The organism is Bacteroidota bacterium (genome assembly GCA_008933805.1).
Classification (GTDB): Bacteria; Bacteroidota; Bacteroidia; order UBA8524; family UBA8524; genus SB11.
Map to the genome: position 1 here is coordinate 141,916 of WBUH01000010.1, position 22,675 is coordinate 164,590.

Consider the following 22,675-nt stretch of genomic DNA (forward strand, 5'->3'; position numbering starts at 1 on the left):
GCTAAAAATTAATATCCGCCAAAAGTATGTTGCAACCCAACAGTATAAAAACCGTTTAAAATTGTTTGGCACTATAAGTGCAAACACATAAACCATTCCGCCCCAAGCGGAAATGTATTATTTTTGCCCACTTGATTTGAAAAAACAACTTTATAAATGATAAACTCGATAATAAAAGGCATCTCAAAAATTTTCGGAGACAAGTCTGAAAAAGACATCAAAGAGATGAAACCTTTAGTGGATGAGATCAACCGCTATTTTGAACAGTATAAAGGCCTTAGCAACGATGAACTAAGGGGCAAAACCATAGAATTTAAAAACCGCATTGCCGATTTTCTGAAAGAGGTTGATGCTGAAATTGCCGAATTGAGACTACGTGCTGAAGGCGGCGAATTGAACATTGAAGATACCGAAGGTATTTTTAATGAGATTGATAAACTTAAAAAGAAACGCGACGAGGAACTTGAAAAGATTTTGAAGCAAATATTGCCCGAAGCCTTTGCAGTAGTAAAAGAAACCGCCCGCCGCTATACCGATAACACCGAACTTGAAGTAACCGCTACTGATAACGACCGCGACCTTGCTGCCCGCAAAGGCAATGTGCGTATTGACGGTAACAAAGCTTATTACAGCAACACTTGGGAAGCTGCCGGAAATACCGTTACATGGAACATGGTGCACTACGATGTGCAGCTGATAGGCGGTATGGTATTACACAGCGGTAAAATTGCCGAGATGGCTACCGGTGAAGGTAAAACGCTGGTATCAACGTTGCCTGCTTACCTAAACGGACTTTCAGGACAAGGGGTACACATTGTAACGGTGAACGATTACCTTGCCCGTCGTGACTGTGAGTGGAATGCTCCATTGTTTGAGTTTCACGGATTAAGGGTAGATTGTATTGATTACTACCAACCCAACTCGCCACAACGCCGCAATGCGTATATGGCGGATATTACCTACGGCACCAACAACGAATTTGGTTTTGACTACCTGCGCGATAACATGGCGCATGATATTGAAGACCTTGTGCAACGCAAACACCATTATGCAATGGTGGATGAGGTGGATAGCGTGTTGATTGATGATGCGCGTACTCCGTTGATTATATCAGGCCCGGTGCCAAAAGGCGACCAACAAGAGTTTTTATTCCTTAAACCACGTATTGAAAAACTGGTAGAAACTCAACGCCGATACCTGAATACTGCCCTTGCAGATGCAAAAAAACTGATTGCCGAAAACAACGAAAAAGAAGGTGGTTTGCTATTGTTGCGTTGCCAACGCGGTTTGCCTAAAAACAAAGCCTTGATTAAGTTTTTGGGTGAGCAGGGAATGAAGCAATTGCTTCAAAAAACCGAAAACTACTACCTGCAAGACCAGCAAAAAGAAATGCCCAAGGTAGATGCAGAGTTGTATTTTGTAATTGACGAAAAAACCAACAGCATCGACCTTACTGAAAAAGGTATTGAATTGATTACCGGTGCAGGTGAAGACAAAGAATTTTTCATTATGCCTGATGTGGGCAGTGAGATTGCCGAAATTGAACGCACCGTTACCGATGCTGATGAAAAAATACGCCGCAAAGAATCGTTGATGCGCGATTACTCAATCAAGTCTGAGCGCATCCACTCAATCAATCAGTTGCTTAAAGCATACTGTATGTTTGAGCGCGACGTAGAATACATTATTGATGGCGGTAAAATTAAAATTGTAGATGAGCAAACAGGCCGTGTACTTGACGGACGCCGCTACAGCGATGGTTTGCACCAAGCAATAGAAGCCAAAGAGAACGTAAAAGTTGAGGCTGCTACACAAACCTTTGCTACCGTTACCCTGCAAAATTACTTCCGTATGTACCACAAATTAGCGGGTATGACCGGTACGGCTGAGACCGAAGCAGGTGAGTTCTGGGAAATTTACAAACTGGATGTAGTGGTAGTGCCTACCAACCGCACCGCAATCCGTAAGGACGACAACGACCTTATCTATAAAACCAAACGCGAGAAATACAACGCCGTTATTGATGAAATTGTACAGCTAACCCAAGCTGGTCGCCCCGTATTGGTGGGTACCACTTCGGTGGATGTTTCAGAGCTTTTATCAAAAATGCTTACCCTGCGCAAAATCAAGCACAACGTGCTAAACGCTAAACAACACCAGCGTGAAGCGGATATTGTACAAGAAGCAGGACGTGCAGGTACTGTTACCATTGCTACCAACATGGCGGGTCGTGGTACGGATATAAAACTGGGCGAAGGTGTGAAAGAAGCAGGCGGTTTGGCCATTGTGGGTACCGAAAGGCACGAATCACGCAGGGTTGACCGTCAGTTACGCGGTCGTGCAGGTCGTCAGGGTGACCCCGGTTCATCACAATTCTTTATCTCACTAGAAGACGATTTGATGCGTCTGTTTGCCTCACACCGTATTGCCAGTGTAATGGACAGGTTTGGGCACAAAGAAGGCGACAATATCCAACACTCGATGATTTCAAAATCAATCGAGTCGGCACAGAAAAAAGTAGAACAAAACAACTTTGGTATCCGTAAGCGTTTGCTTGAATATGATGATGTGATGAACAGTCAGCGCGAGGTAATTTATACCCGCCGCCGCAACGCACTATTTGGCGATAAAGTGAAGCTGGACATCAACAACATGATATACGATTCTGCTGAGGACATCATAGGCACCTACCAAGCAGAGTCGGATTTTGAAGGTATGCAAATGGAACTTATCCGTTTGTTTGCCCACGAAACTGCTATCACCCGCCAAGAGTTGTTAGAGCAAAAAGCCCAAAAACTAACCGAGCGTTTGTTTATGGAGCTTACCGAGCATTACGAGCGCAAATCAAAATTCTTTATTGATGTGGCAATGCCCGTAATTAAAGAAGTGTACGAAACCCGCGGCCAAAGCGTGGGCAATATTGCAGTGCCAATTACCGATGGTGTAAAAGCCTTGCAAATATTGGTGAACCTGAAACGCGCCTACGAAACACAAGGCCGTGAAATGGTTACCGCTTTTGAAAAAATGGCCACCCTTGCTTTGATAGACGAAGAGTGGAAAGAACATTTGCGTGAAATGGACGATTTGAAACAAGCCGCCCAAAACGCTGTATTTGAACAAAAAGACCCCTTGTTGGTATATAAATTAGAGTCGTTTAATCTGTTCAGAAACATGATTACACGTCTTTCTAAAGACATATTATCAATACTATTTAAAGGACAAATAGCTACCCAAGAAGCTGAAAACGTACGCGAGGCACAAGCCCCAAAACGTACTGATATGAGCCGCTTGCAAACCCGCCGTCCGCAAGAAGTGGCCGCGGCAGCAACAAGCGATGGCTCACCCGTTCCTCCTCCACAAGAAGAGCGTGTGCCCCAAACTCCCATCAAAGCTGAGTTGAAAGTAGGTCGTAACGACCCTTGCCCTTGCGGTAGCGGCAAGAAGTTTAAAAACTGTCATGGCATTAACGAATAACAGACTAAAAAAGGAGCAAGCGTAGCGCAGGACATTATGGATTTATCGGCATGTATTGAATACACGCGACTGAAACCCGATACCAGTCGTGATGAAGTGATTAAGATTTGCACACAGGCTATACAACACAATATGTTTGGCGTGTGTATCCCCCCGTTTTTTGTAAGCACTGCACGGAAAGTAATAAACGAGGCCAAAGCCCCTGTAAAAGTAATTACGGTTGTAGGGTTTCCTTTTGGCTACGGACGTACATCGGCAAAGGTTGAAGAAGTGAAACAGGCATTGCGCGATGGTGCCGATGAGATAGATGCAGTGGTAAACATTGCTGCTGTTAAATCGGGCGACTATAATGCTGTTGAAAACGACATTAGCAGTATGGTAACTGCTTGCCATCTGCAAAACAAAAAAGCTAAGCTGATTTTTGAAACCGGCTTGCTAACTACCGAAGAAATTGTAAAACTTTGTGAAATAGCCGTTGCCAATAGTGCCGATTTTGTGAAAACATCAAGCGGTATGTTGCCCGGTGGTATCACTCCTGAAACCGTAGCAATGCTTCGCAGCTTGCTACCTGATAAAACCTTGATTAAAGCCTCGGGCGGAATACGCAACCGCGAGCAAGCCGTCAAGATTATAGAAGCAGGAGCTGCCCGTATAGGTTCATCACACGGTTTAAAATTATTAGACGTAAAATGAAAAAACTTGCCTGCACCCTTTTTGCCATTTTAGCCACAGGCCTTATTGCCACCTTTGCTCAAGACACTACAAAGGGCAAAGTAACCATTAATGTGGACGAAAAGGTAAATGAATACATTGAGCAACGCAGGCAAGAAAACGTAAACGACAGTTTAAGCAAAGGGTTTCGCATACAAATTATCGTTTCGCAAAAACGCAACGATGCCAAGCTGGCTAAAGAAAAGTTCAGCAATATGTATCCCAACTGCCCCGTGTACCTTACGTTTGATTCGCCCTACTTCAAAGTACGTGTGGGCGATTACAAAACCAAGCTGGATGCCCAGGCGTTGCTGTTTAAACTCACCCATGATTTTCCAACTCTTATTTTAATCGAGGATAAAATCAACCCGCCACCGGTTGAGCCTTGCTACTAAAACGCGAAACTTCGTTTAAAAATAATAAAAGCCTGCCGTATTAAGTACAGCAGGCTTTTGTTTTAAAAATCTTCCGCCTTTACTTATCACTATACTTCTGTGATAAACTAAACCAATTACCTGAGTCGTCACAAAAAACAGCCTCAAGTGCATAGGGTTGCTCTTTAGGTGCCTGTAAAAACTTCACCCCTTTTGCCTTTAGTTCTTCATAAGTTGCATGGCAATCGTGCGTATTAAACACCCCGAATCCCAATTTTCCATCAGCAATCAGCATTCTTAGTTTAGCAGCTGTATCGGCATCAAACATCATCCCGGGTTCTACGGCAGCCAAAATCAACTCAACATCGGGCTGGTCTTTTGGCCCCACAGTCAGCCAACGGAAACTGTCGCCAAGACGGGCATCAGTTCTCACTTCAAATCCAAGCTTGTTTACGTAAAAATCATAGGCGCTGTCTTGATTCAGCACATAAATAGTAGCATGTGATAATTTAGTAATCATAGTATTATTAGTTGTTATGCGACAAAAGTACTCCGCCGGTAAATACCCGTTTTATTCAAAATTGCTATATCTCATCCAAAATACCTTCCGGCCCCAGTTTACTTAAAAAACAAAAAGGTATCACCCGTGCGGGGGCAGTTTTCACAACATTTTGCAGTACAATACACATTCGCCTGTACTGGGTTGGGGTATGCCCTGTATGTTGTTTAAATTTCTGGGCAAAGGTTTGCTGGCTTTCAAAACCAACGCGTTGGCATACAGTATTTATTGAGTATTTAGGCTTACAAAGCAATTCTTTTGCTTTATCAATACGCTTTTGTGTAAGGTATTGGTGCGGGGTACGGTTATACGATTTTTTAAACGTACGAATAAAATGGAATTTAGATACGCAAGCCTCTGCCGATAGGGTATCCAAATCAACAGGCAATGCAAAATGCTTGTCGATAAACAGCTTGGTGTTTACAATACGCTTGTTCAATTCCACACGGTAAAAATACAAACACCTGTGCAGTGACCCAAAAGCTATTTGCTTATAAACCCGTTTGAAAACTGTTACCTTTGCACCCCAATGGACAGTGAGTGGTTTAAAGACTGGTTTAATACGCCTTATTATCACATTTTGTATAAAAACAGAGATGATAATGAGGCGCAATATTTTATCGACCGTTTGGTAGATTTTCTTCAGCCTTCAGAAGGAGCTAAATTCTTGGATGTGGCTTGCGGCAAAGGCAGGCACAGCATTTATTTAAACAATAAAGGGTACGATGTTACCGGTATTGATATAAGCCCCCAAAGCATTGCCGAAGCCAACCTGCACCAAAACCCTACCCTGCACTTTTTTGTGGCCGATATGCGTGAGCATTGCGCCCTTGAAGAATACGACATTGCGCTTAATCTGTTTACCAGTTTCGGGTATTTTGAAGACCGTAGTGATAATCTGAAAGCCCTACATACTGTGTTTGAGGCATTAAAGCCGGGCGGACGTTTGGTGCTGGATTATTTTAACGCCGATAAAATACTTCCCACATTAAAACCACAAGAAACCAAAACCGTTGAGGGGATTGAGTTTACCATCACCAAAAAAATTGAAAACGGCAGAATAATTAAAACCATCACCTTTTTTGCCGATGGCGAAGAGCACAGGTATAAAGAAAAGGTGGATGCCAGCAACAAAGCTGATTTTGAAAAGCTGTTTGCCAAAACTGATTTTAATGTGTTGAATATTTTTGGCGATTACCGTTTAGGTGATTTTGACAACCAACAGTCAGACAGGCTTATATTCGCAGTACAAAAACCTGCCTAAACGCGTGCTTGAACAACTGATACAGTGGGACACCCAATTGTTTTTGCTGATAAACAAAACCGGCAGCAATGCCTTTTTTGATTTTTTGATGCCGTTGTTGCGCGAAAAATGGATTTGGCTACCCCTGTACATTCTTCTGATAGCTTACTTTTACAAAACCTACCGCCTAAAAAACACCCTTTACATTTTAGCAATTACCGTTGTCATGATTGTGGTAGGTAACAGCGTTTTGGCCGATACGGTTAAACAGACTACTAAACGGCCACGCCCCTGCCACGAAATTACCTTAAAAGGCAAAATGACTGAACGGGTAGGCTGTGGCGGTCAATATGGCTACTTTTCGGCCCATGCAACCAACCACTTTGCCATGGCTGTGTTTTTTTTGTTACTGTTAAAAAAACGTTTCCGTTGGGCTACCTTCGCACTGCTATTGTGGGCAGCTTCAGTGGCTTATGCCCAAGTATATGTTGGCAAACACTACCCGCTTGATGTTCTCACAGGAGCATTGGTGGGCAGCTTGCTGGGCTGGTTGGCCTACCGTTTGCTAACAAAAACCCTGAAAGATATACAAGCATGAGTTTCTACTGGTACGCAGCACTTTTTGCAGCCCCTTTTACAGGCGGTATAATGGGTTTTTTCCTTAACAGGGGAAAAGAATCATTTACCAAATTGTTGCTGGCATTTAGCGGCTCGTTTCTGTTATCGTTGAGTATACTGGTGCTGATGCCCCACGTTTTTAGCGGGCACGACAGCGAGTTTGCCGGAATGTTTGTATTGGCAGGCTTCTTACTACAAGTGTTTCTTGACTTTTTTACCAAAGGAGCCGACCACGGCCACTACCACCCCGACGAGAAAAAACACAGCCACCGCATACCCGTTTCGTTGATTGCTGCTCTCAGCATCCATAGTTTTATAGAGGGTATACCCATTGGCACAGGTGCCTACCACAATGCCGGGTTCGGTACTGCTATGATAACTGGTATTGCCCTGCACGAAGTTCCCGCTGCGTTTGTATTGGTAAGCGTACTCCGCGCCAATCACCTCAACAATAAAATAGTATTTCCGTTAATGGTACTGTATGCTTCTATGTCGCTTATCGGTGCATTAGTAGGCAGCCAGTTCGACGGACTGAACGAAGAATCTTTGCACTACATACTTGCATTGGTAATCGGTTCATTCTTACACATCTCAACCACCATCTTGTTTGAAAGCAGCGAAAACCACCGCTTCAACCGTATGAAACTAACCGCTATACTTATCGGTATTGTGGTAGGCTTGCTAAACCTGCTGGTACACCATTAAAAATCAGTTTTCAGTCTTCCGATTTAAGTTTTAAGTTACGATAATTGCAGAGTTGCCATCCTGAGCTTGTCGAAGGGCGGGCAGGCATACAAATAACCCAATAACAAATAACCGATAACCAAACCATGACTGAATTTATAATAGTTGAACCCCGCTACGACCAACACATTGCCCTTATTCGCCTGAACAGGCCAAAAGAACTGAATGCACTTAACCTTCAACTGATGGGCGAAGTGCGCGATGCTTTGAAAGAACTGGACAACGACGATGAGGTGCGGGTGATTATCATCACAGGCAACGAGCGTGCTTTTGCCGCAGGTGCCGATATTAAGCAAATGAGCGACAAAACCGCTGTCGATATGCTTAAAATTGACCAGTTTAGCACTTGGGACCAGATAAAACGCACCAAAAAGCCCATTATTGCTGCCGTATCAGGGTTTGCATTGGGTGGCGGCTGCGAGTTGGTAATGCACTGCGATATGGTAGTGGCATCAGAAACGGCGCAGTTTGGCCAACCCGAAATTAAAATAGGGGTAATGCCCGGCGCAGGTGGTACACAACGTTTACCGCGCGCTGTTGGTAAAGCCCTTGCCATGGAAATGGTACTTACCGGTAATTTTATCAGTGCCGAACGTGCTTTGCAAGCCGGTTTAATCAATAAAATAGTACCTGTGGAAGTATATTTGGAAGAAGCCGTGAAACTGGCTAAAGACATTGCCGATAAATCGCCTATTGCAGTACAAATGGCAAAAGAAAGCGTGCTTAAATCATACGAGAGCAACCTTACCGAAGGCTTGTATTTTGAGCGTAAAAACTTTTATATGCTGTTTGCTACCGAAGACCAAAAAGAAGGCATGGCTGCCTTTGTTGAAAAACGCAAACCTGATTTTAAAGGCAGATAACCCAAGATTTTATAGTATAAAGGCGTTAAAACACTACGGGTGCTTTAGCGCCTTTTTTACTTTGTAGCAGGAATACATTAAAAATAACCTGCACAATTTGCAAAGGGCACTTAAATTAGCGCATCATAACACCATCACCATATAAAACCAAAGGAAAAGTGCACGATGCCTATGGCGTGAAGCTGGTGCACGGCGGTGAGGATTATTTTGCTCGACTTGAAAAGCTGATTGCTCACGCCGAACACGAAATACACTTCCAAACCTACATTTTTGATAACGACGAAACGGGCAAACGAATCACCGCCGCACTAATAAAGGCCGCCCAAAAAGGTGTTTCGATATACCTTGTGGTAGATGCTTACGGCTCTAAACACATAGGTGGACTTGCCAACCAATTAACAGCAGCAGGAGTAAAACTCCGCATTTTCGGCACAGTATATACAGGTCGGAAATGGGCTTGGGGACGTCGCCTGCATCACAAAATTGTAGTGATTGACCGCTGTATGGCCTTGGTAGGCGGGATAAATATCTCTAACCACTATTCGGGCATGGACGGAAAAACCCCGTGGCTGGATTATGCTCTGCTGGTAGAAGGGCCTGTTTGCAAGGATATTTTTAAAGTGTGCAGGCAAATCTTCACACAATGGTATATACCAAAAACTCGCCGTTTCAGGCTGTTTGAAAGACATACCCCACCCGACCACAAACAACACATCCAACTGCTGCAAAACGATTGGTTGCGCGGCAAAAACCAAATAGCCCGTGCCTATATAAAAGCCATTAATGCTGCAAAAAAAGAGGTGATTATAGCCAACAGCTATTTTTTGCCCGGCAGCCGTTTTAGAAAAGCACTTAAAAATGCAGCCAAACGGGGTGTAAAAGTAAAGATACTGCTGGCAGGCACATCCGATGTGCCTTTTGCTAAAAAGGCGATTGAATACCTGTATGGCTATTTGTTGCGCAACAAGATTGAAATATACGAGTGGCAGCCCAGCGTATTGCACGCAAAAATTGCCTGTATAGACGGCAAATGGTGTGCGATAGGCTCTTATAACCTTAACTTTTTAAGTGCCTATGCAAGTATTGAGTTTGATATCAGCGTGATAGACGATGCCTTTTGCACCCGTTTCAGCAACCACCTTAATACGATGCTTAAACAACAGTGTGTGAAGGTAGTGAGCCCTGCACTACATACCCTGAACCCGCTTAAGAAGTTTTCTCTGTGGGCATCGTATGTATTAATACGCCTTTCCGAAGGACTGCTTACAACATTCCCCGGTCAACGTTTATTTAACAAAAACAGGTACGCTTAAATTACCGCCCTATTAGTCAATGGTAGCAATCACCTTCAACTCAATAGCTATCGGCGTAGGCAGGCAGTTAATCTCAATGGTAGTGCGGCAAGGAGGGTTTTCTGCAAAATATTCTGCCCATAGCTTATTGTAAATCGGGAAATCATCTTTCATGTTGGTAAGAAACACCGTAACATCTACAATTTTATCCCAGCTACTGCCGGCATCTTCAAGCACATAACGCACATTTTGGAAAACACTGCGGCATTGGGTCGCTATGTCATAGCTAACAATGTTGCCGTTTTCATCTAAATCAACACCGGGTATTTTTTTGGTTCCGCGCTCGCGGGGACCAACGCCTGAAAGAAACAACAAGTTGCCCACACGGCGGGCATGAGGGTACAAACCTACGGGTTCTGGAGCTTTGCTTGAATGTACTGGGTTCTCTTGCATAACAGGTGCAATATTACATTTATTTTGTGAAGCTAACCTTTGTATGAGAACGATGCGGTTATTTTTCGCTCAACAAAAACAGGTTTGAAATTACCTTAAATGAAATCCATGTACCTGACAAACTCCGTAACACAAGCCCTTCTCGGTTTGTTTGCGGATTAAGTGCTGACTTCCCATCGGCAAACTGCAACAGCATATCTATTGTTTCCGGTAATTTCATGGATGTTTCAATCAGCGGAACAGTATCTATTGACAATTCTTTTGTTAAGGCAGTAAACTCTTCAAACTTATAATATCGTCCATTATCTATATCAAATACTGAAAACACCTTTATCGTGCGCTCTTTTAATTGGTATGGGTTACCTTGTATACTTGGTCCGATTAGTTCACCTTGTAGGGCAATATTTTTATTCAGTTGCATCAACTTTTCTTTGATACCGAGTCTTGCAACTGTTTCCCAATACATATTATTTGCTTCTTCTAACTCGTAGTTTCGCTGGCAAACACCAAAACTACCTTCATAAGTGTAGCAAGTTATTGAAGTGCCATCTAGTTTCTCGGTTGCATAAAACTCAGTATTTTTATAAGAACCGTATTCGTCTGCCAAATTCTGTATCCGTTCTTCATCGGTTTTACTGATAAAAGATGGAAAGCCGCCTTTTATAGTACCCTCTGTACCTGCCGGAATCGGAGGCTCATATTTTGTTATACCTAATAAATCTGTTACCTCATAGCCAACAGGATATTGCTGTCCATTATCTATAATTGATAATTGTAAAAGCAAGCCCTGCGATACTTGTCCACGCAACTTTAGTGTCCGTAATCTAAAGCCTTCTTTATCCTCCATTTTCTTAAAGGAGCTTTTGCGTAAAAACTCAAACTCCTCCCTCACCGGCAAAAAAGAATCAATCTCACAATACACACATAAATCACCTTCTTTAAACTCACCTTTCTTTATCACCACATTCCAACTTTGTACAGTTGCTACTTCTATAGAATCTGCATCGGGAATTGGTGATACTTTTGCCACTCTTTCTATTCTCGCTAATTTTCTCATAGTTAAATTCCAAACCACTGCAATATATTTATTTTGCCTGTCACGCTAAATTTTGTTCGACTAAATCTTATTTGCTATACAAGCATTGCACACCTAATTTTGAAGCAAGAACTTTATACCCATGAAACAGTTTTTAGCATTTGCCCTATTATCAGTTTTATTGATTACTGCTTGCAAACACAAGGACGAAAAACGCGATGCCATTAGAGCAGAGATGAGTGCTATTGAAAAAGACTGGGCCGCAACCGCCGATATGGTGAACAACTGGGGTTTGCAATTAAAAGAGGGGCTTAAAGATGTTAAGATTGACAGCGCAACTGCTGATAGTGCTGCTATAAAATGCCTTACGCTGAAAACGGATTATGAGGCAGCCACTCTGAAATGGGAGCAGCACACAAGGGCTTATGATGCTTGGAAAAAAATGTTTGAAGACGGGATTGTGAAAACCGACGATGCCCTGAAATCTTTACGTGAGTTTAAAGAAGTAGTGGAAACATTTAACACGATGCTGGAAGAGTGGAAAATCCGTTTGGATGGCTGCAATACATCGGCACAGGCAAGCCGTTTGCAAGGTATGTTTGGAGAAATAGTCTACGCTTAATGCTATTGAACCGCCCGCTTTTCTTTTATATCGTTCACTAAATCTTCAACCTCAACCGCGTCTTTCAATAGATACTCACCGATACGGGTGCGGCACAAACTGGCCAAATAAGCTCCGCTGTTCAGTGCGCGACCAAAATCATAGGCAAGGGTACGTATGTAAGTACCTTTACTGCACACCACCCTAAAATGTATATTGGGTAGTTCTACCCCAGTAATTTCAAACTCTTTAACCTCAACACTACGGGGTTTAATTTCAACCTCCTTGCCTGCGCGGGCATTCTCGTAGGCACGCTGACCGTTAATCTTAATCGCCGAATACGAAGGTGGTATTTGCTCAATAACCCCTGTAAATTGTTGGGTAGCCTCTTGCACCATTTGCGGGGTAATATGCTCCCACGCAAAGGTTTGGTCAATCTCAGTTTCCATATCAAACGACGGACGGGTTGCGCCCACAGTGATAGTACCTGTATATTCCTTCTCTTGCGCCTGCACCTCATCAATGCGTTTGGTAAACTTACCTGTACACAAAATCAGTAGTCCTGTGGCAAGTGGGTCTAAAGTACCCGCATGGCCTACTTTTTTAGCACGGCTCACATTGCGGATTTTTTGCACCACATCAAACGAAGTCCACCCTGAAGGTTTGTTCACCAACAGTACTTTACCCTCGTTATACTCAATAGTAAGAGGGTGTTGAGGTATAAAAGATTTATTATCCAAGAAAAACAGATTAAACGATGCTTAATTCAATCCCTAAAAAGTACAGGATTAATATAGTAGCACCCACAAAAATACGGTAATAGCCAAATACTTTAAAACCGTGTTTGGTTAGATAGCTGATAAACGTTCGGATGGCCAACGCAGCCACAATAAAAGCCACCACATTGCCAAAAGCAAACATAGAGACATGGTGTGTATCAAGCACCAAAGTGCCTTCTTTGTAATGGTCGTATAGGGTTTTGGCAGTAGCAGCAAACATGGTAGGCACTGCTAAAAAGAAGGAAAACTCTGCCGCCTGTTTTTTATTAAACTTTTGTGCCAAGCCCCCGATAATAGTCGCCGCTGAACGCGAAACCCCGGGTATCATCGCTATCACCTGAAAGAAGCCAACAATAAACCCTTCTTTATAAGTCATTTCCCTGTCGGGTTGCTCAAGGCTTTCTTTAAAAATTTTATCTAGAAACAGGAATAAGATACCGCCAAGAAGCAGAGTAACTGCCACAACTATTACATCTTCAAGCAATTGGTCGATATAATCACTGAAAGCAAGTCCGAAAACGGCCGCGGGTAAAAAAGCGATAAACAGTCTCAGGTAAAATTTCCACGATTGAAAAAACCGCTTGTAATACAGGGCAACTACTGATAAAATAGCACCAAACTGTATGCCCACGGTAAACAACTTCACAAAATCGTTTTTGGCAATCCCCATCACCGATGAGGCAATAATCATGTGACCCGTAGAGGATACGGGCAAAAACTCGGTTATACCTTCAATTACTGCAAGTATAAACGCCTGGATATAATCCATTAATTAGTGTTTTTAGGTTTTCTGAAAATCGCAAAAATTTCGATAACAAAACCTGCAATCACAATAACGGGAGCAACAGTAATACGGCGTGCTTCAAAAATATCACCATCGGCAGGTCCTGCCATCAAAGCAAAACCAATGGTTAGCACCACTATACCGGCCAACATAAGGATATAATTTTCTTTGCCAAACACAAAACTGCGTGGTCCGTTCACACTTTTGGTTTCTTTAGTAGTGGTGGTTTTAGTTTCTTTTGACATTGTGATAATTATTTCAAGTTCAATATTAATACAATCGTTCCACTTGCATGCGCAAATATTTGCGGGTTACAAAGGTACTGCTTATAAGGGTAAGCAAAAAGGCAAAAAGAGCCAACGCCCCTCCTACCATTGCATACTCAAGCCAGTTAAGATAAGTTACCAGCTCTTGTTCATACATATAAAAGCCATACACCACAACGCCCAACAGCAATAATGCTATAAGAGTGCCGTATAGGCCGTGTACAATGGCTTTCGCCACAAAAGGCTTCATAATAAAACCATCGGTGGCACCCACCAGTTGCATGGTTTTTATTGAAAAACGCTGAGAAAACAATCCCAAGCGTATTGTGCCGTTAATCAGTGTTACTGAAACCAACAAAAAGATGATGCAGAGAGCCAGCAAAATGCCGCCAATTTTGCTCACGTTTTCGTTAATCTTATCCAGCAAGTTGGCTTTGTAAACAATATCGCGTACAGAGGTATATTCAAGCAACGAGGTTTTTACCTCAATCAAATTAGTTTCAGAAGCAAACTCCGATTTAAAATACACCCTCAACTCGCTACCTAACGGATAATACCCGATAGTACTCACAAAATCCTTCCCTATTTCATCAGAAAATGCTTTGTTCACAGCCACCTTATCAAGGTACTGCACACTTTTCACCTTCTGGTTTCCTTCAATAGCCGTTTTTATTTTCTGCACTTCGGCTTCGTCGGCATCAGGCTTAAACATCACGGTCATCTCTACATTCTCAAGCAGCGCTATCGACTGCTTGCGTGCTGTAAACAGCACCACCAGCAGCAACCCAAGCATAAAAAGTACCATTGCAATACTGATTACCGTAGGGATGGCCGATGAACCCGATGTTTTGTTTTTACCCATTATATATTATAAACGCAGATAGTGCGAAAATAATACTAAATGTAACGTATGCAAAAGCACAAAGACAGTTGTGGGTTATTTGTGGTTAAGTTACCTCGTTTACTCTTACCGCAACAGGCGTATAAAGCATACCGGATAAACCGCCGGACCCGTATATGGAGAACAGAATTATTTATACCCCCATTAAACAATGGGCACAAGAAGACCGCCCCAGAGAAAAATTAATGTTGCACGGAAAAGGCACCTTATCACAGGCTGAACTGCTGGCAATACTGATAAGTACAGGTACTAAATCCAAGTCGGCGATTGATTTGGCCAGAGAAATTTTAAAAAAATGTGGCGACGACATCAACCATTTGGCAAAAATGTCCGTTAAAGAGTTGGTAAAGATTGACGGAATTGGCGAAGCAAAGGCAATTAGCATTGTTGCAGCCATTGAATTGGGAGGAAGAAGGCAAATAGCCGAGGTGAAGCAGAAAAAATCAATTGGGCACAGCAAGGACATATACGACCTGTTTAAACCCAAACTGGCCGATTTGATGCACGAGGAGTTTTGGATATTGTTGCTAAACCAAGGACTGAAAATAATTGGTGAACGACAGGTGAGCGAGGGAGGAATGACAAGCACGGCAGTTGATGCCCGTAAAATATTCAGGCTGGCAATTGACGAAGGGGCGGCCAGTATTGCACTGGCGCATAACCACCCTTCGGGCAGTTTAAAACCCAGCAACGAGGATATTTTGCTAACCAACCGTCTGAAAGAAGCAGGCAAGCTATTGGATGTGAAAGTTATCGACCATGTAATAGTTGCCGAAACAGGTTTTTATAGCTTTGCTGATGAGGGAATGTTATAACTACAATGTTTAACGAATAAAACACCGTGCCTGCCGAAAGGTTAGGTATATTTGGAAAATGGTATATCATTAATTATTTTGCGCCACTTAATATTTTTGTGTGATGAAAAGAGCTACTACTAAAGTTTTACTTGCTTTTGCCTTACTTTTCGGAGGTGCTGCCTATGCACAACCGGGAGCCCCAACTCCGGCTTTCCCTGCCGACGGTGCTGTGAAAGTAGGCCTAAACGAAAACTTGATTTGGAACAACACATTTACAGTTGATAGTTTCAGGCTACAAATTTCTACAGATACGTCTTTTAATACCCTTGTATTGGATACAACACAAGGAGCAAACATTTTATACAAACTGCGCAAGGGTTTACTTTCAAACTACGTAAACTACTACTGGCGCGTACAAGGTATTGATATGATTGGTGCCGGCCCATGGTCAGCAAGAAGCACTTTCAGAACCATCGATAACTTGCCGTTGGCTCCAGCGTTGCTAAAACCAACCAACAACTTTAAAAACACTCCCGTATTCCCTGATTTTATATGGGCCAACGTTCCCCGTGCCATAAACTTCCAAATACAACTGTCGGCCACACAAGGCTTCACTGATACATTGCGTATCGACAGTGTACTAAACAGCGGTAAAAACGTTTTGGAATTCTCATACGATACCTTGAAAATAGGCACTACCTATTTCTGGCGCATGAGGTCAGAAAACGAAGCAGGATGGGGCGCATGGTCAAACGTGTTCAGCTTTGAAAGCTCGTTTTTCCCGCCAACAAAACCAAAATTACTTGCACCTGCTGATGGTTCGGTTAACCAATACCTTACCCCAACTTTTGATTGGACAACTTCAGACCAAACAACCCGCTACCGTATCATAGTTGCTACCGACCACAATCTTACTTCGATTGTTTACAGCGACTCTTCTGATAAAAACTCGGTATTGTGGTTCCAAGATAATAACAGGTTGCTAAACCCAAGCACTACTTACCACTGGACTGTAGCTGCCGGTAACGATGACAACTTCTACAGCCGTAACTCTGATACTTTCAGCTTTACCACAAGTGCTATTAACCCTCCTCAAAGGCCAGTTAACCTAACTCCAAAAACTGCCAGCGTACAACACTCACGCAGGCCAACGTTTACTTGGACTGAAACCGGCCCATACCCTGCTGATAGCTTCTATCTGCATATTTCTACATTCAACTCATTTACTGATACTGCCCGTTTAGTAGGTACCACTACCCCCACTTATACTATCCCAAACAACAGCCCAATAATGTTTGATAAAGTACATTACTGGCGTGTAGTTGCTAAAAACGACGGTGGTTTCTCTCCTTGGTCATACTACTGGAATTTGACAACTTCAATCAACAACCCTGATGTGAACGCTTTTACAGCTAAACTATATCCAAACCCTGCTACCACTTCAACTTCGTTTGAATTTGAATTGAAACAAGCACAAACCGTGCGCATAGCAGTAACAGATATCAGTGGCCGTGAAGTACTAGAAGTTTACTCAGGTAAACTTGACGCATCAAAACACAATATTGCCATTAACGTAGCTGAGCTACCTGCCGGTAACTATTACACAGTTATTTCAGGAGCTGACGCCATGCAGGCAATACCTTTCATCAAGCAATAAGTATTCGAATTTTAGCCATTAATAAAAAAGAGGGGGCATTAGCCCCCTTTTTTATTTATTCGGCATCATAATGGCATATACAAATACAGGTAGTGTAGCCTGCCATAAAAGCATTTTGCGACAATATGACTGTTTTAACTAACGCACAATTGTTTGCATACTATTTGCTACAGGTAATTACGTTACTATTATGAGGTGTTGATTAAGGGTAAATAACTTAATATATCCCTAAACCAATAAGCACACATTATTAGTTAGATTTGTTATACCACTAATTTGTATTAAGACGATGATGGAAGGTGATGATTTCTTAGGAGAAGATATCCAGTCAAATGCTGAACGATATGAGAGGATGTTGCAAAATAATGAGCCTGCCTTTTTTGACCCTGATGAGTTAGAGGAACTGGTAGATTATTATTTTAACGAAAACAAACTGAAGAAGGCCTTGCAAGTGATTGAATTTGCAATGGAACAATACCCTGCCTACGTTATTTTTTATTTAAAGCAATCGCAAATAAGTTGTGTACTGGGCGATTTTGAAGAAGCCCTGACTGCCATTGAGAAAGCCGAAACACTTGAGCCTTATAACTATGAAGTATTTATAGTGAAAGGGGAAGTGTTTGACCAAATGGAAAACTTTGAAGAGGCGATAGATAACTATAACAAGGCACTTGAACTTACTGAAGAGAAGGCAGAAATTTACCTTAACATGGCGTATGCCTATCAAAACTGGGGTAAATATGATGAAGCCTTAAACCTGTTATTAGCCATTTTAGAACTTGAGCCTGAAAACGAACAGGTGCTGTACGAGGTAGCTTACTGCTATGAGGTAATGGACCGCTTGGAAGACAGTGTGGTTTTTTACGAGCAGTACATCGACCAACAACCCTATTCGTATGCTGCTTGGTACAACTTAGGCACTATACTTTACAAACTTGAGAAATACGAAAAAGCCATTTGGGCATACGATTTCTCGATAGCCATTAACGAAAACTTCAGTTCGGCCTATTTTAACAAAGGCAATTGCCTTGTTGAGATGGAGAAATACAAAGAAGCTGTTGACAGCTACAAACAAACCATTGAGCTTGAAGGCCCCGATGCCATTATATACTGTAATATTGGCAGCTGCTACGAAAAAATGGAGCAGATGGTTGAAGCCCGCAGCTTTTATAAAAAGGCTACCAAGCTAAACCCAAAACTGGCCGAAGCATGGTTTGGTATAGGTATTACTTTTGAAGCCGAAGAGCGCTATTTTGATGCCCTTAGCTTTATGAAACGTGCCATTAGTCTTGAAGAAGACGATGCCGAATACTGGTTTTCATTAGGCGGAGTATATTACCACCTGAACTATTTTGAAGACGCTGAGAAAGCTTATAAAAAATCAACCTCGCTAGACCCATACAGCTACGAAACGTGGCTGGATTGGTCGTTTGTATTGATTAAACAAGGTAATACCCAAGAAGCAATTGACTTGCTTGAAAACTCGCTGAAGTATTTTGACGAGTACCACCAAGCATACTACCGTTTGGCGGCCTATTACTTTAACGCCGGCAACTCAGTAAAAGGTCTTGAAAACCTGCAAACGGCATTAGAAGCCAATGCAGCAGAGCATCACCTGTTTTTTGAGTACGCTCCGTCATTCAAAGATTCAATAGCTATTCAAACCACCATTAATTCATACCTGTAATCGGTGGTTTCATCACCCTTTACACTATTTATTTAGGCAAAACCAATACATTTGCCCTGTATGCCAAACATGTATAATTTTCCACTTAGCCAACTACCAGCACGAAGTGAAAAACCCCGCAACAGCGGCCTAACCATGGTAATGGATAAAGGCCTTAGTTTGCGCGAAGCCGAGGATTTTATAGAGATGACCGCCGGCTACGTTGATTTGATTAAACTTGGGTTCGGTACTTCTATCATCTCACCCAACCTTGATAAAAAAATTGCATTCTATCAAGAAGCAGGCATACCCGTTTACTTTGGCGGCACTTTATTTGAGGCCTTTGTGGCACGCAACCAACTGAACGATTATGTTGATTTGCTGAAAAAGTATAACCTTAAACACCTTGAAATATCCGACGGTTCGCTGGATATGACACAGGAAGATAAATGCAACTACATTCGCCGTTTTGCACAAGACTTTATTGTGATATCAGAAGTAGGCTCAAAAGATGCCGAAAAAATCATCCCTCCGTACAAGTGGATTGATATGATGACCAAAGAGATTGAGGCCGGTGTTTGGAAAGTAATAGCTGAAGCACGCGAAAGCGGAAACGTAGGTATTTTTAGAGGAACAGGTGAGATACGCTCAGGCTTGATAGAAGAGATACTAACCCGCATACCACAAGATAAAATTATTTGGGAAGCCCCGCAAAAAGGCCAGCAGCTTTGGTTCATAAAACAATACGGAGCCAATGTGAGCCTTGGAAACATAGCCCCCAACGAAGTAATACCCTTAGAAACCATGCGAATTGGACTTAGGGGAGATACATTTCATTTTTACTTAGAAAAATAAGAGGAGAAACAAGATGTCGCTATTTGATAAAATAAGTACCGATTTAATGGCATCGATGAAAGCACGCGATGCCGCACGTACGCGCACACTGCAAGGCATGAAAGCCGCTTTGCTGATACTGAACACCCAAGAAGGAAGGCAAACCCCTCCTACGGATGATGAATACATGAAAGCCTTGCAAAAGCTGGCCAAACAACGCAAAGATTCGATTGACATATTTGCGGCACAAAACCGCAACGATTTAGTGCAAAAAGAAAGCGAAGAATTGGCCGTGCTTGAAGAATACATTCCGAAGCAAATGGGCGAAGAAGAAATTACGGTTATTCTTAAACGAATTGTAGCAGAAACAGGTGCTAAAAGCCCCGCCGATACTGGCAAAGTAATGCCCGTAGCAATGAAAGAAATGGGAGGTAAAGCCGACGGTAAAATAATTTCTGCTATATTGAAAACCATTTTGCAATAGCCCAATATGAAAAAAGGTATAGCAAAAGCAGTGGCATCACTGCTTTTTTTATTTATAGCTCACTATGTATCAGGCCAAAGGGTGAAACTGCAACCTGTAGACGACCTTACTAAAGCCGACATTACGGCTTATAAAATACAAGGCATTAAGGGCACCACACTCTACAAATTAAAAGACACCCTGAGCAGAGAAGACTTTGCCGCTTACGATTCTATCATGGTAAGTGCTTACGGGTATTACGATGAATGGCTAAAGGGTGTAACCATCCCTAACATCCAAATACCTGTACTGGTAATGAAAGTAAAACTGCTGTCTAAACCTGTTGAGGTAGAAGAAGTAGTAGTTTCAGCATCAAAATTTGTAGAAAAAAAGAAAGACGTTGCACAAAGCATTGTTATACTGCAACAGCGCGATATAGCCTTTGCAGGCCAACCCAACACCGCTGATTTATTGCAAGACAACGGTAACGTATTGGTACAGCGCAGCCAGTTAGGCGGCGGCAGTCCCATAATGCGTGGTTTTGAGGCCAACAAAGTACTGATTGTGGTTGATGGCGTGCGGATGAACAATGCCATATACCGGGGCGGACACTTACAAAACGTACTGCGCATTGATAACAACATATTAGAACGTGTAGAGATTGTTCAAGGCCCGGGCAGTGTTGTTTACGGAAGCGATGCATTAGGCGGGGTGATGCACTTTATGACATCGGAGCCTATATACAGAAGCTCTACAGATACAGTGAGTGCAAGACTGCATGCGGGTGCCATGGCACGCTACGCATCGGCAGCCAATCAGCTTTCGGGCAATTTTAACTTTAATTTAGGTTGGGATAAAGTAGCTTGGTTTTCAAGTTTCTCATACAGTCAATACGGAGCTTTAAGGCAAGGCTCTGTGGGGCTTTCAGGAGACCGTGAAGCTTGGAAAAACTCTTACTTCTATCAACGTATTAACGACCGCGACACCATGCTGGCCAACCACAATCCCTTGGTGCAAACAGCATCAGGGTATGAACAGTTAGATGTTATTCAAAAATTGAAATTTAAAACGGGTGATGTTTCACACCTTGTAAACTTCCAATATTCAACCACCGGAAACGTACCCCGCTACGACAGGATGAGTTTAACCGACTCAGCCGGAAACGCCAAGGTAGCCGCCAACCGCTTTTTAAACGAAAACCCAACCACCAACCGATACACCAATGCGGAATGGTTTTATGGACCTGAAGAGCGGATTATGCTGGCTTATACCGCCAAACTATCAAGAAATGTGGTAACTAAACCAAAACCATACGAAACAATGAAGGTGTATCGGGAATATGGTCGTATAACCGCTTCATGGCAAAGTGTTAAAGAAAGTCGCCACAACAGGGGTTGGCAAAAACCTACACGCACCGACCGTTATGAGAAGGTACAGGTAATATCTGTTAACGCTGATTTTCAAGAGTCAATCGGTAAAAACGAATTACGTTACGGTGCCGAAGTAAACTATAACGATGTAACCTCAACCGCTAAAACCGTAAACATAATTACCGGAACCGAAGGCAAAGCCACCACCCGTTACCCCGGTGGCGGCAGCAATATGCTATACAGTGCCTTATATGCCACCCTAAACCGTGAGATGGGCAAACATTGGGTATTGAACGCCGGACTTCGTGGTAACTTCATTACGCTTAACGCTGATTTTTCAGATACTGTATTCACAAAACTTCCTTTCCCTTCGGCAGCGCAACGCAATGGTTCTGTTAATGGTCAGTTAGGGATTGTTTATAACGGCAATTACGGATGGCGTTTTGCGGCATTGGTTGCAACCGGCTTTCGCGCACCTAATGTAGACGACATGGGTAAGGTGTTTGACTCAGACCCTAAGCAAAAATTATTAATTGTTCCTAATGAGGATTTAAAGCCTGAATATACTTACAATGCAGAACTAAAAGCCTCGAAACAGTTTGGTAAACGCACTATCATTGAAGCAACAGGCTGGTACACTTTATACAGCGGCGCTATTGTTACCCTGCCCTACCAACTAAACGGCAGCGACAGTATAAGCTACGATGGAACGATGAGCCGTGTGTATGCTGCACAAAATGCAAACAAGGCTTATTTGTATGGCGGCGCATTGGTAGCGCGCTGGGCATTTGCCAAAGATTTTGAACTGAACGGAGCTGTAAACTATACTTACGGCAGAATAAAAACCGACAGCACCGGCTACCCCTTAGACCACATTGCACCCGTTTTTGGCCGTGCAGGTGTAAAGTGGTTGCACAATAAAATTAACTTGGAGTTTTTCACTTTGTTCAACGGAGCTAAAAAACTGGCCGATTACAACTTAGTAGGTGAAGACAACTACTACGATGCTACCCCCGAAGGTATGCCTGCATGGTATACACTAAACTTGCGCGGAGCCTATGCTGTAAACCAGTTTACTACCTTCCAGCTAGGGATTGAAAACCTTTTAGACCAAAATTACAGGGTATTTGCCTCGGGTATTAGTGCACCGGGCATAAATGTAACAGCTACGTTGCGCGTGCAGCTATAGT

Annotated in this window: 23 protein-coding genes; 15 read left to right on the forward strand and 8 right to left on the reverse strand. The window is 42.7% G+C overall.

Features of this window, described 5'->3' with window-relative positions; translation table 11 throughout:
* Positions 1-156: 156 nt before the first annotated feature.
* From secA to F9K23_11320, 3 genes are read left to right on the forward strand one after another with little or no spacing between them, the layout of a single operon-like run.
* Entirely contained in the window at positions 157-3,474 is a 3,318-nt protein-coding gene (secA, locus tag F9K23_11310) for a preprotein translocase subunit SecA (GenBank protein ID KAB2915427.1), read from the forward strand.
* 36 nt (positions 3,475-3,510) lie between these two features.
* Complete coding sequence (deoC, locus tag F9K23_11315) at positions 3,511-4,167, forward strand: deoxyribose-phosphate aldolase (protein ID KAB2915428.1); 657 nt, start codon at positions 3,511-3,513, stop codon at positions 4,165-4,167.
* A complete protein-coding gene (locus F9K23_11320) occupies positions 4,164-4,580 on the forward strand; it encodes an SPOR domain-containing protein (protein ID KAB2915429.1) in 417 nt (138 codons plus the stop codon). Before deoC ends, F9K23_11320 begins: the two co-directional genes overlap by 4 nt.
* Before the next feature lie 79 nt (positions 4,581-4,659).
* On the opposite strand, the gene F9K23_11325 is transcribed toward F9K23_11320, so the two are convergent.
* Positions 4,660-5,079, reverse strand: a complete 420-nt coding sequence (locus F9K23_11325; protein ID KAB2915430.1) for a VOC family protein — start codon at positions 5,077-5,079, stop codon at positions 4,660-4,662.
* A gap of 64 nt (positions 5,080-5,143) precedes the next feature.
* Positions 5,144-5,764, reverse strand: a complete 621-nt coding sequence (locus F9K23_11330; GenBank protein ID KAB2915431.1) for a helix-turn-helix transcriptional regulator — start codon at positions 5,762-5,764, stop codon at positions 5,144-5,146.
* On the opposite strand from F9K23_11330, the gene F9K23_11335 reads away from it, so the two are divergent.
* The 5 genes from F9K23_11335 (at position 5,648) to clsB (ending at position 9,899) form a co-directional block, all read left to right on the forward strand.
* Positions 5,648-6,382 carry a class I SAM-dependent methyltransferase gene (locus F9K23_11335; GenBank protein ID KAB2915432.1) on the forward strand — a complete coding sequence of 245 codons (735 nt, stop codon included), beginning with the start codon at positions 5,648-5,650 and terminating at the stop codon, positions 6,380-6,382. The two genes, F9K23_11330 and F9K23_11335, sit on opposite strands and share 117 nt — an antisense overlap.
* Before the next feature lie 4 nt (positions 6,383-6,386).
* Positions 6,387-6,959: a phosphatase PAP2 family protein gene (locus F9K23_11340; GenBank protein KAB2915433.1), complete on the forward strand. Its 573-nt coding sequence runs from the start codon at positions 6,387-6,389 to the stop codon at positions 6,957-6,959.
* Positions 6,956-7,684, forward strand: a complete 729-nt coding sequence (locus F9K23_11345) for a ZIP family metal transporter (GenBank protein KAB2915434.1) — start codon at positions 6,956-6,958, stop codon at positions 7,682-7,684. Before F9K23_11340 ends, F9K23_11345 begins: the two co-directional genes overlap by 4 nt.
* 125 nt (positions 7,685-7,809) lie before the next feature.
* Entirely contained in the window at positions 7,810-8,586 is a 777-nt protein-coding gene (locus F9K23_11350) for an enoyl-CoA hydratase (protein KAB2915435.1), read from the forward strand.
* A gap of 122 nt (positions 8,587-8,708) precedes the next feature.
* Positions 8,709-9,899 (forward strand): cardiolipin synthase ClsB, encoded by a 1,191-nt coding sequence (gene clsB / locus F9K23_11355; GenBank protein KAB2915436.1) that lies wholly within the window; start codon positions 8,709-8,711, stop codon positions 9,897-9,899.
* Positions 9,900-9,911: 12 nt separating this feature from the next.
* On the opposite strand, the gene F9K23_11360 is transcribed toward clsB, so the two are convergent.
* Together F9K23_11360 and F9K23_11365 are read right to left on the reverse strand one after the other, a co-directional pair.
* A complete protein-coding gene (locus F9K23_11360) occupies positions 9,912-10,331 on the reverse strand; it encodes a RidA family protein (protein ID KAB2915437.1) in 420 nt (139 codons plus the stop codon).
* A 58-nt stretch (positions 10,332-10,389) separates the two neighbouring features.
* Positions 10,390-11,388 carry an RNA ligase (ATP) gene (locus F9K23_11365; protein KAB2915438.1) on the reverse strand — a complete coding sequence of 333 codons (999 nt, stop codon included), beginning with the start codon at positions 11,386-11,388 and terminating at the stop codon, positions 10,390-10,392.
* Positions 11,389-11,509: 121 nt separating this feature from the next.
* Between F9K23_11365 and F9K23_11370 the strand changes: the two genes are divergently transcribed.
* Complete coding sequence (locus F9K23_11370) at positions 11,510-11,989, forward strand: hypothetical protein (GenBank protein KAB2915439.1); 480 nt, start codon at positions 11,510-11,512, stop codon at positions 11,987-11,989.
* A gap of 2 nt (positions 11,990-11,991) precedes the next feature.
* Here the strand turns inward: F9K23_11370 and truB are convergent, their stop codons facing one another.
* The 4 genes from truB to F9K23_11390 are packed head-to-tail and all read right to left on the reverse strand — an operon-like array spanning position 11,992 to position 14,659.
* Entirely contained in the window at positions 11,992-12,690 is a 699-nt protein-coding gene (gene truB, locus F9K23_11375) for a tRNA pseudouridine(55) synthase TruB (GenBank protein ID KAB2915464.1), read from the reverse strand.
* 28 nt (positions 12,691-12,718) lie between these two features.
* Entirely contained in the window at positions 12,719-13,516 is a 798-nt protein-coding gene (locus tag F9K23_11380; GenBank protein KAB2915440.1) for an undecaprenyl-diphosphate phosphatase, read from the reverse strand.
* On the reverse strand, positions 13,516-13,776 hold the full coding sequence (locus F9K23_11385) for a DUF3098 domain-containing protein (protein ID KAB2915441.1): 261 nt from the start codon (positions 13,774-13,776) through the stop codon (positions 13,516-13,518). The genes F9K23_11380 and F9K23_11385 overlap by 1 nt, the downstream gene beginning before the upstream one ends.
* A 25-nt stretch (positions 13,777-13,801) precedes the next feature.
* Complete coding sequence (locus F9K23_11390; protein ID KAB2915442.1) at positions 13,802-14,659, reverse strand: FtsX-like permease family protein; 858 nt, start codon at positions 14,657-14,659, stop codon at positions 13,802-13,804.
* A gap of 155 nt (positions 14,660-14,814) precedes the next feature.
* On the opposite strand from F9K23_11390, the gene F9K23_11395 reads away from it, so the two are divergent.
* From F9K23_11395 to F9K23_11420, 6 genes are all read left to right on the forward strand, one after another.
* A complete protein-coding gene (locus F9K23_11395) occupies positions 14,815-15,513 on the forward strand; it encodes a JAB domain-containing protein (GenBank protein ID KAB2915443.1) in 699 nt (232 codons plus the stop codon).
* 103 nt (positions 15,514-15,616) lie between these two features.
* The gene (locus F9K23_11400) at positions 15,617-17,152 is read left to right on the forward strand and encodes a T9SS type A sorting domain-containing protein (protein ID KAB2915444.1); all 1,536 of its coding nucleotides are present in this window, start codon (positions 15,617-15,619) and stop codon (positions 17,150-17,152) included.
* Positions 17,153-17,441: 289 nt separating this feature from the next.
* Positions 17,442-18,839, forward strand: a complete 1,398-nt coding sequence (locus F9K23_11405; protein KAB2915445.1) for a tetratricopeptide repeat protein — start codon at positions 17,442-17,444, stop codon at positions 18,837-18,839.
* 60 nt (positions 18,840-18,899) lie between these two features.
* Entirely contained in the window at positions 18,900-19,673 is a 774-nt protein-coding gene (locus F9K23_11410; GenBank protein ID KAB2915446.1) for a phosphosulfolactate synthase, read from the forward strand.
* 13 nt (positions 19,674-19,686) lie between these two features.
* Positions 19,687-20,136, forward strand: a complete 450-nt coding sequence (locus tag F9K23_11415) for a GatB/YqeY domain-containing protein (GenBank protein ID KAB2915447.1) — start codon at positions 19,687-19,689, stop codon at positions 20,134-20,136.
* A 6-nt stretch (positions 20,137-20,142) separates the two neighbouring features.
* Positions 20,143-22,674, forward strand: a complete 2,532-nt coding sequence (locus F9K23_11420) for a TonB-dependent receptor plug domain-containing protein (GenBank protein ID KAB2915448.1) — start codon at positions 20,143-20,145, stop codon at positions 22,672-22,674.
* The last annotated feature ends 1 nt before the right edge of the window (position 22,675 follow it).

Excerpts from the sequence above, each read along its gene's own strand:
- F9K23_11335 (KAB2915432.1), top strand. The coding sequence starts at position 5,648 with ATGGACAGTGAGTGGTTTAAAGACTGGTTTAATACGCCTTATTATCAC.
- F9K23_11390 (KAB2915442.1), bottom strand. The coding sequence starts at position 14,659 with ATGGGTAAAAACAAAACATCGGGTTCATCGGCCATCCCTACGGTAATC.
- F9K23_11380 (KAB2915440.1), bottom strand. The coding sequence starts at position 13,516 with ATGGATTATATCCAGGCGTTTATACTTGCAGTAATTGAAGGTATAACC.
- F9K23_11395 (KAB2915443.1), top strand. The coding sequence starts at position 14,815 with ATGGAGAACAGAATTATTTATACCCCCATTAAACAATGGGCACAAGAA.
- F9K23_11385 (KAB2915441.1), bottom strand. The coding sequence starts at position 13,776 with ATGTCAAAAGAAACTAAAACCACCACTACTAAAGAAACCAAAAGTGTG.
- F9K23_11350 (KAB2915435.1), top strand. The coding sequence starts at position 7,810 with ATGACTGAATTTATAATAGTTGAACCCCGCTACGACCAACACATTGCC.
- secA (KAB2915427.1), top strand. The coding sequence starts at position 157 with ATGATAAACTCGATAATAAAAGGCATCTCAAAAATTTTCGGAGACAAG.
- F9K23_11420 (KAB2915448.1), top strand. The coding sequence starts at position 20,143 with ATGAAAAAAGGTATAGCAAAAGCAGTGGCATCACTGCTTTTTTTATTT.
- F9K23_11415 (KAB2915447.1), top strand. The coding sequence starts at position 19,687 with ATGTCGCTATTTGATAAAATAAGTACCGATTTAATGGCATCGATGAAA.
- F9K23_11400 (KAB2915444.1), top strand. The coding sequence starts at position 15,617 with ATGAAAAGAGCTACTACTAAAGTTTTACTTGCTTTTGCCTTACTTTTC.
- F9K23_11365 (KAB2915438.1), bottom strand. The coding sequence starts at position 11,388 with ATGAGAAAATTAGCGAGAATAGAAAGAGTGGCAAAAGTATCACCAATT.
- F9K23_11325 (KAB2915430.1), bottom strand. The coding sequence starts at position 5,079 with ATGATTACTAAATTATCACATGCTACTATTTATGTGCTGAATCAAGAC.
- F9K23_11410 (KAB2915446.1), top strand. The coding sequence starts at position 18,900 with ATGCCAAACATGTATAATTTTCCACTTAGCCAACTACCAGCACGAAGT.
- F9K23_11345 (KAB2915434.1), top strand. The coding sequence starts at position 6,956 with ATGAGTTTCTACTGGTACGCAGCACTTTTTGCAGCCCCTTTTACAGGC.
- F9K23_11370 (KAB2915439.1), top strand. The coding sequence starts at position 11,510 with ATGAAACAGTTTTTAGCATTTGCCCTATTATCAGTTTTATTGATTACT.
- F9K23_11405 (KAB2915445.1), top strand. The coding sequence starts at position 17,442 with ATGATGGAAGGTGATGATTTCTTAGGAGAAGATATCCAGTCAAATGCT.
- F9K23_11320 (KAB2915429.1), top strand. The coding sequence starts at position 4,164 with ATGAAAAAACTTGCCTGCACCCTTTTTGCCATTTTAGCCACAGGCCTT.
- deoC (KAB2915428.1), top strand. The coding sequence starts at position 3,511 with ATGGATTTATCGGCATGTATTGAATACACGCGACTGAAACCCGATACC.
- F9K23_11360 (KAB2915437.1), bottom strand. The coding sequence starts at position 10,331 with ATGCAAGAGAACCCAGTACATTCAAGCAAAGCTCCAGAACCCGTAGGT.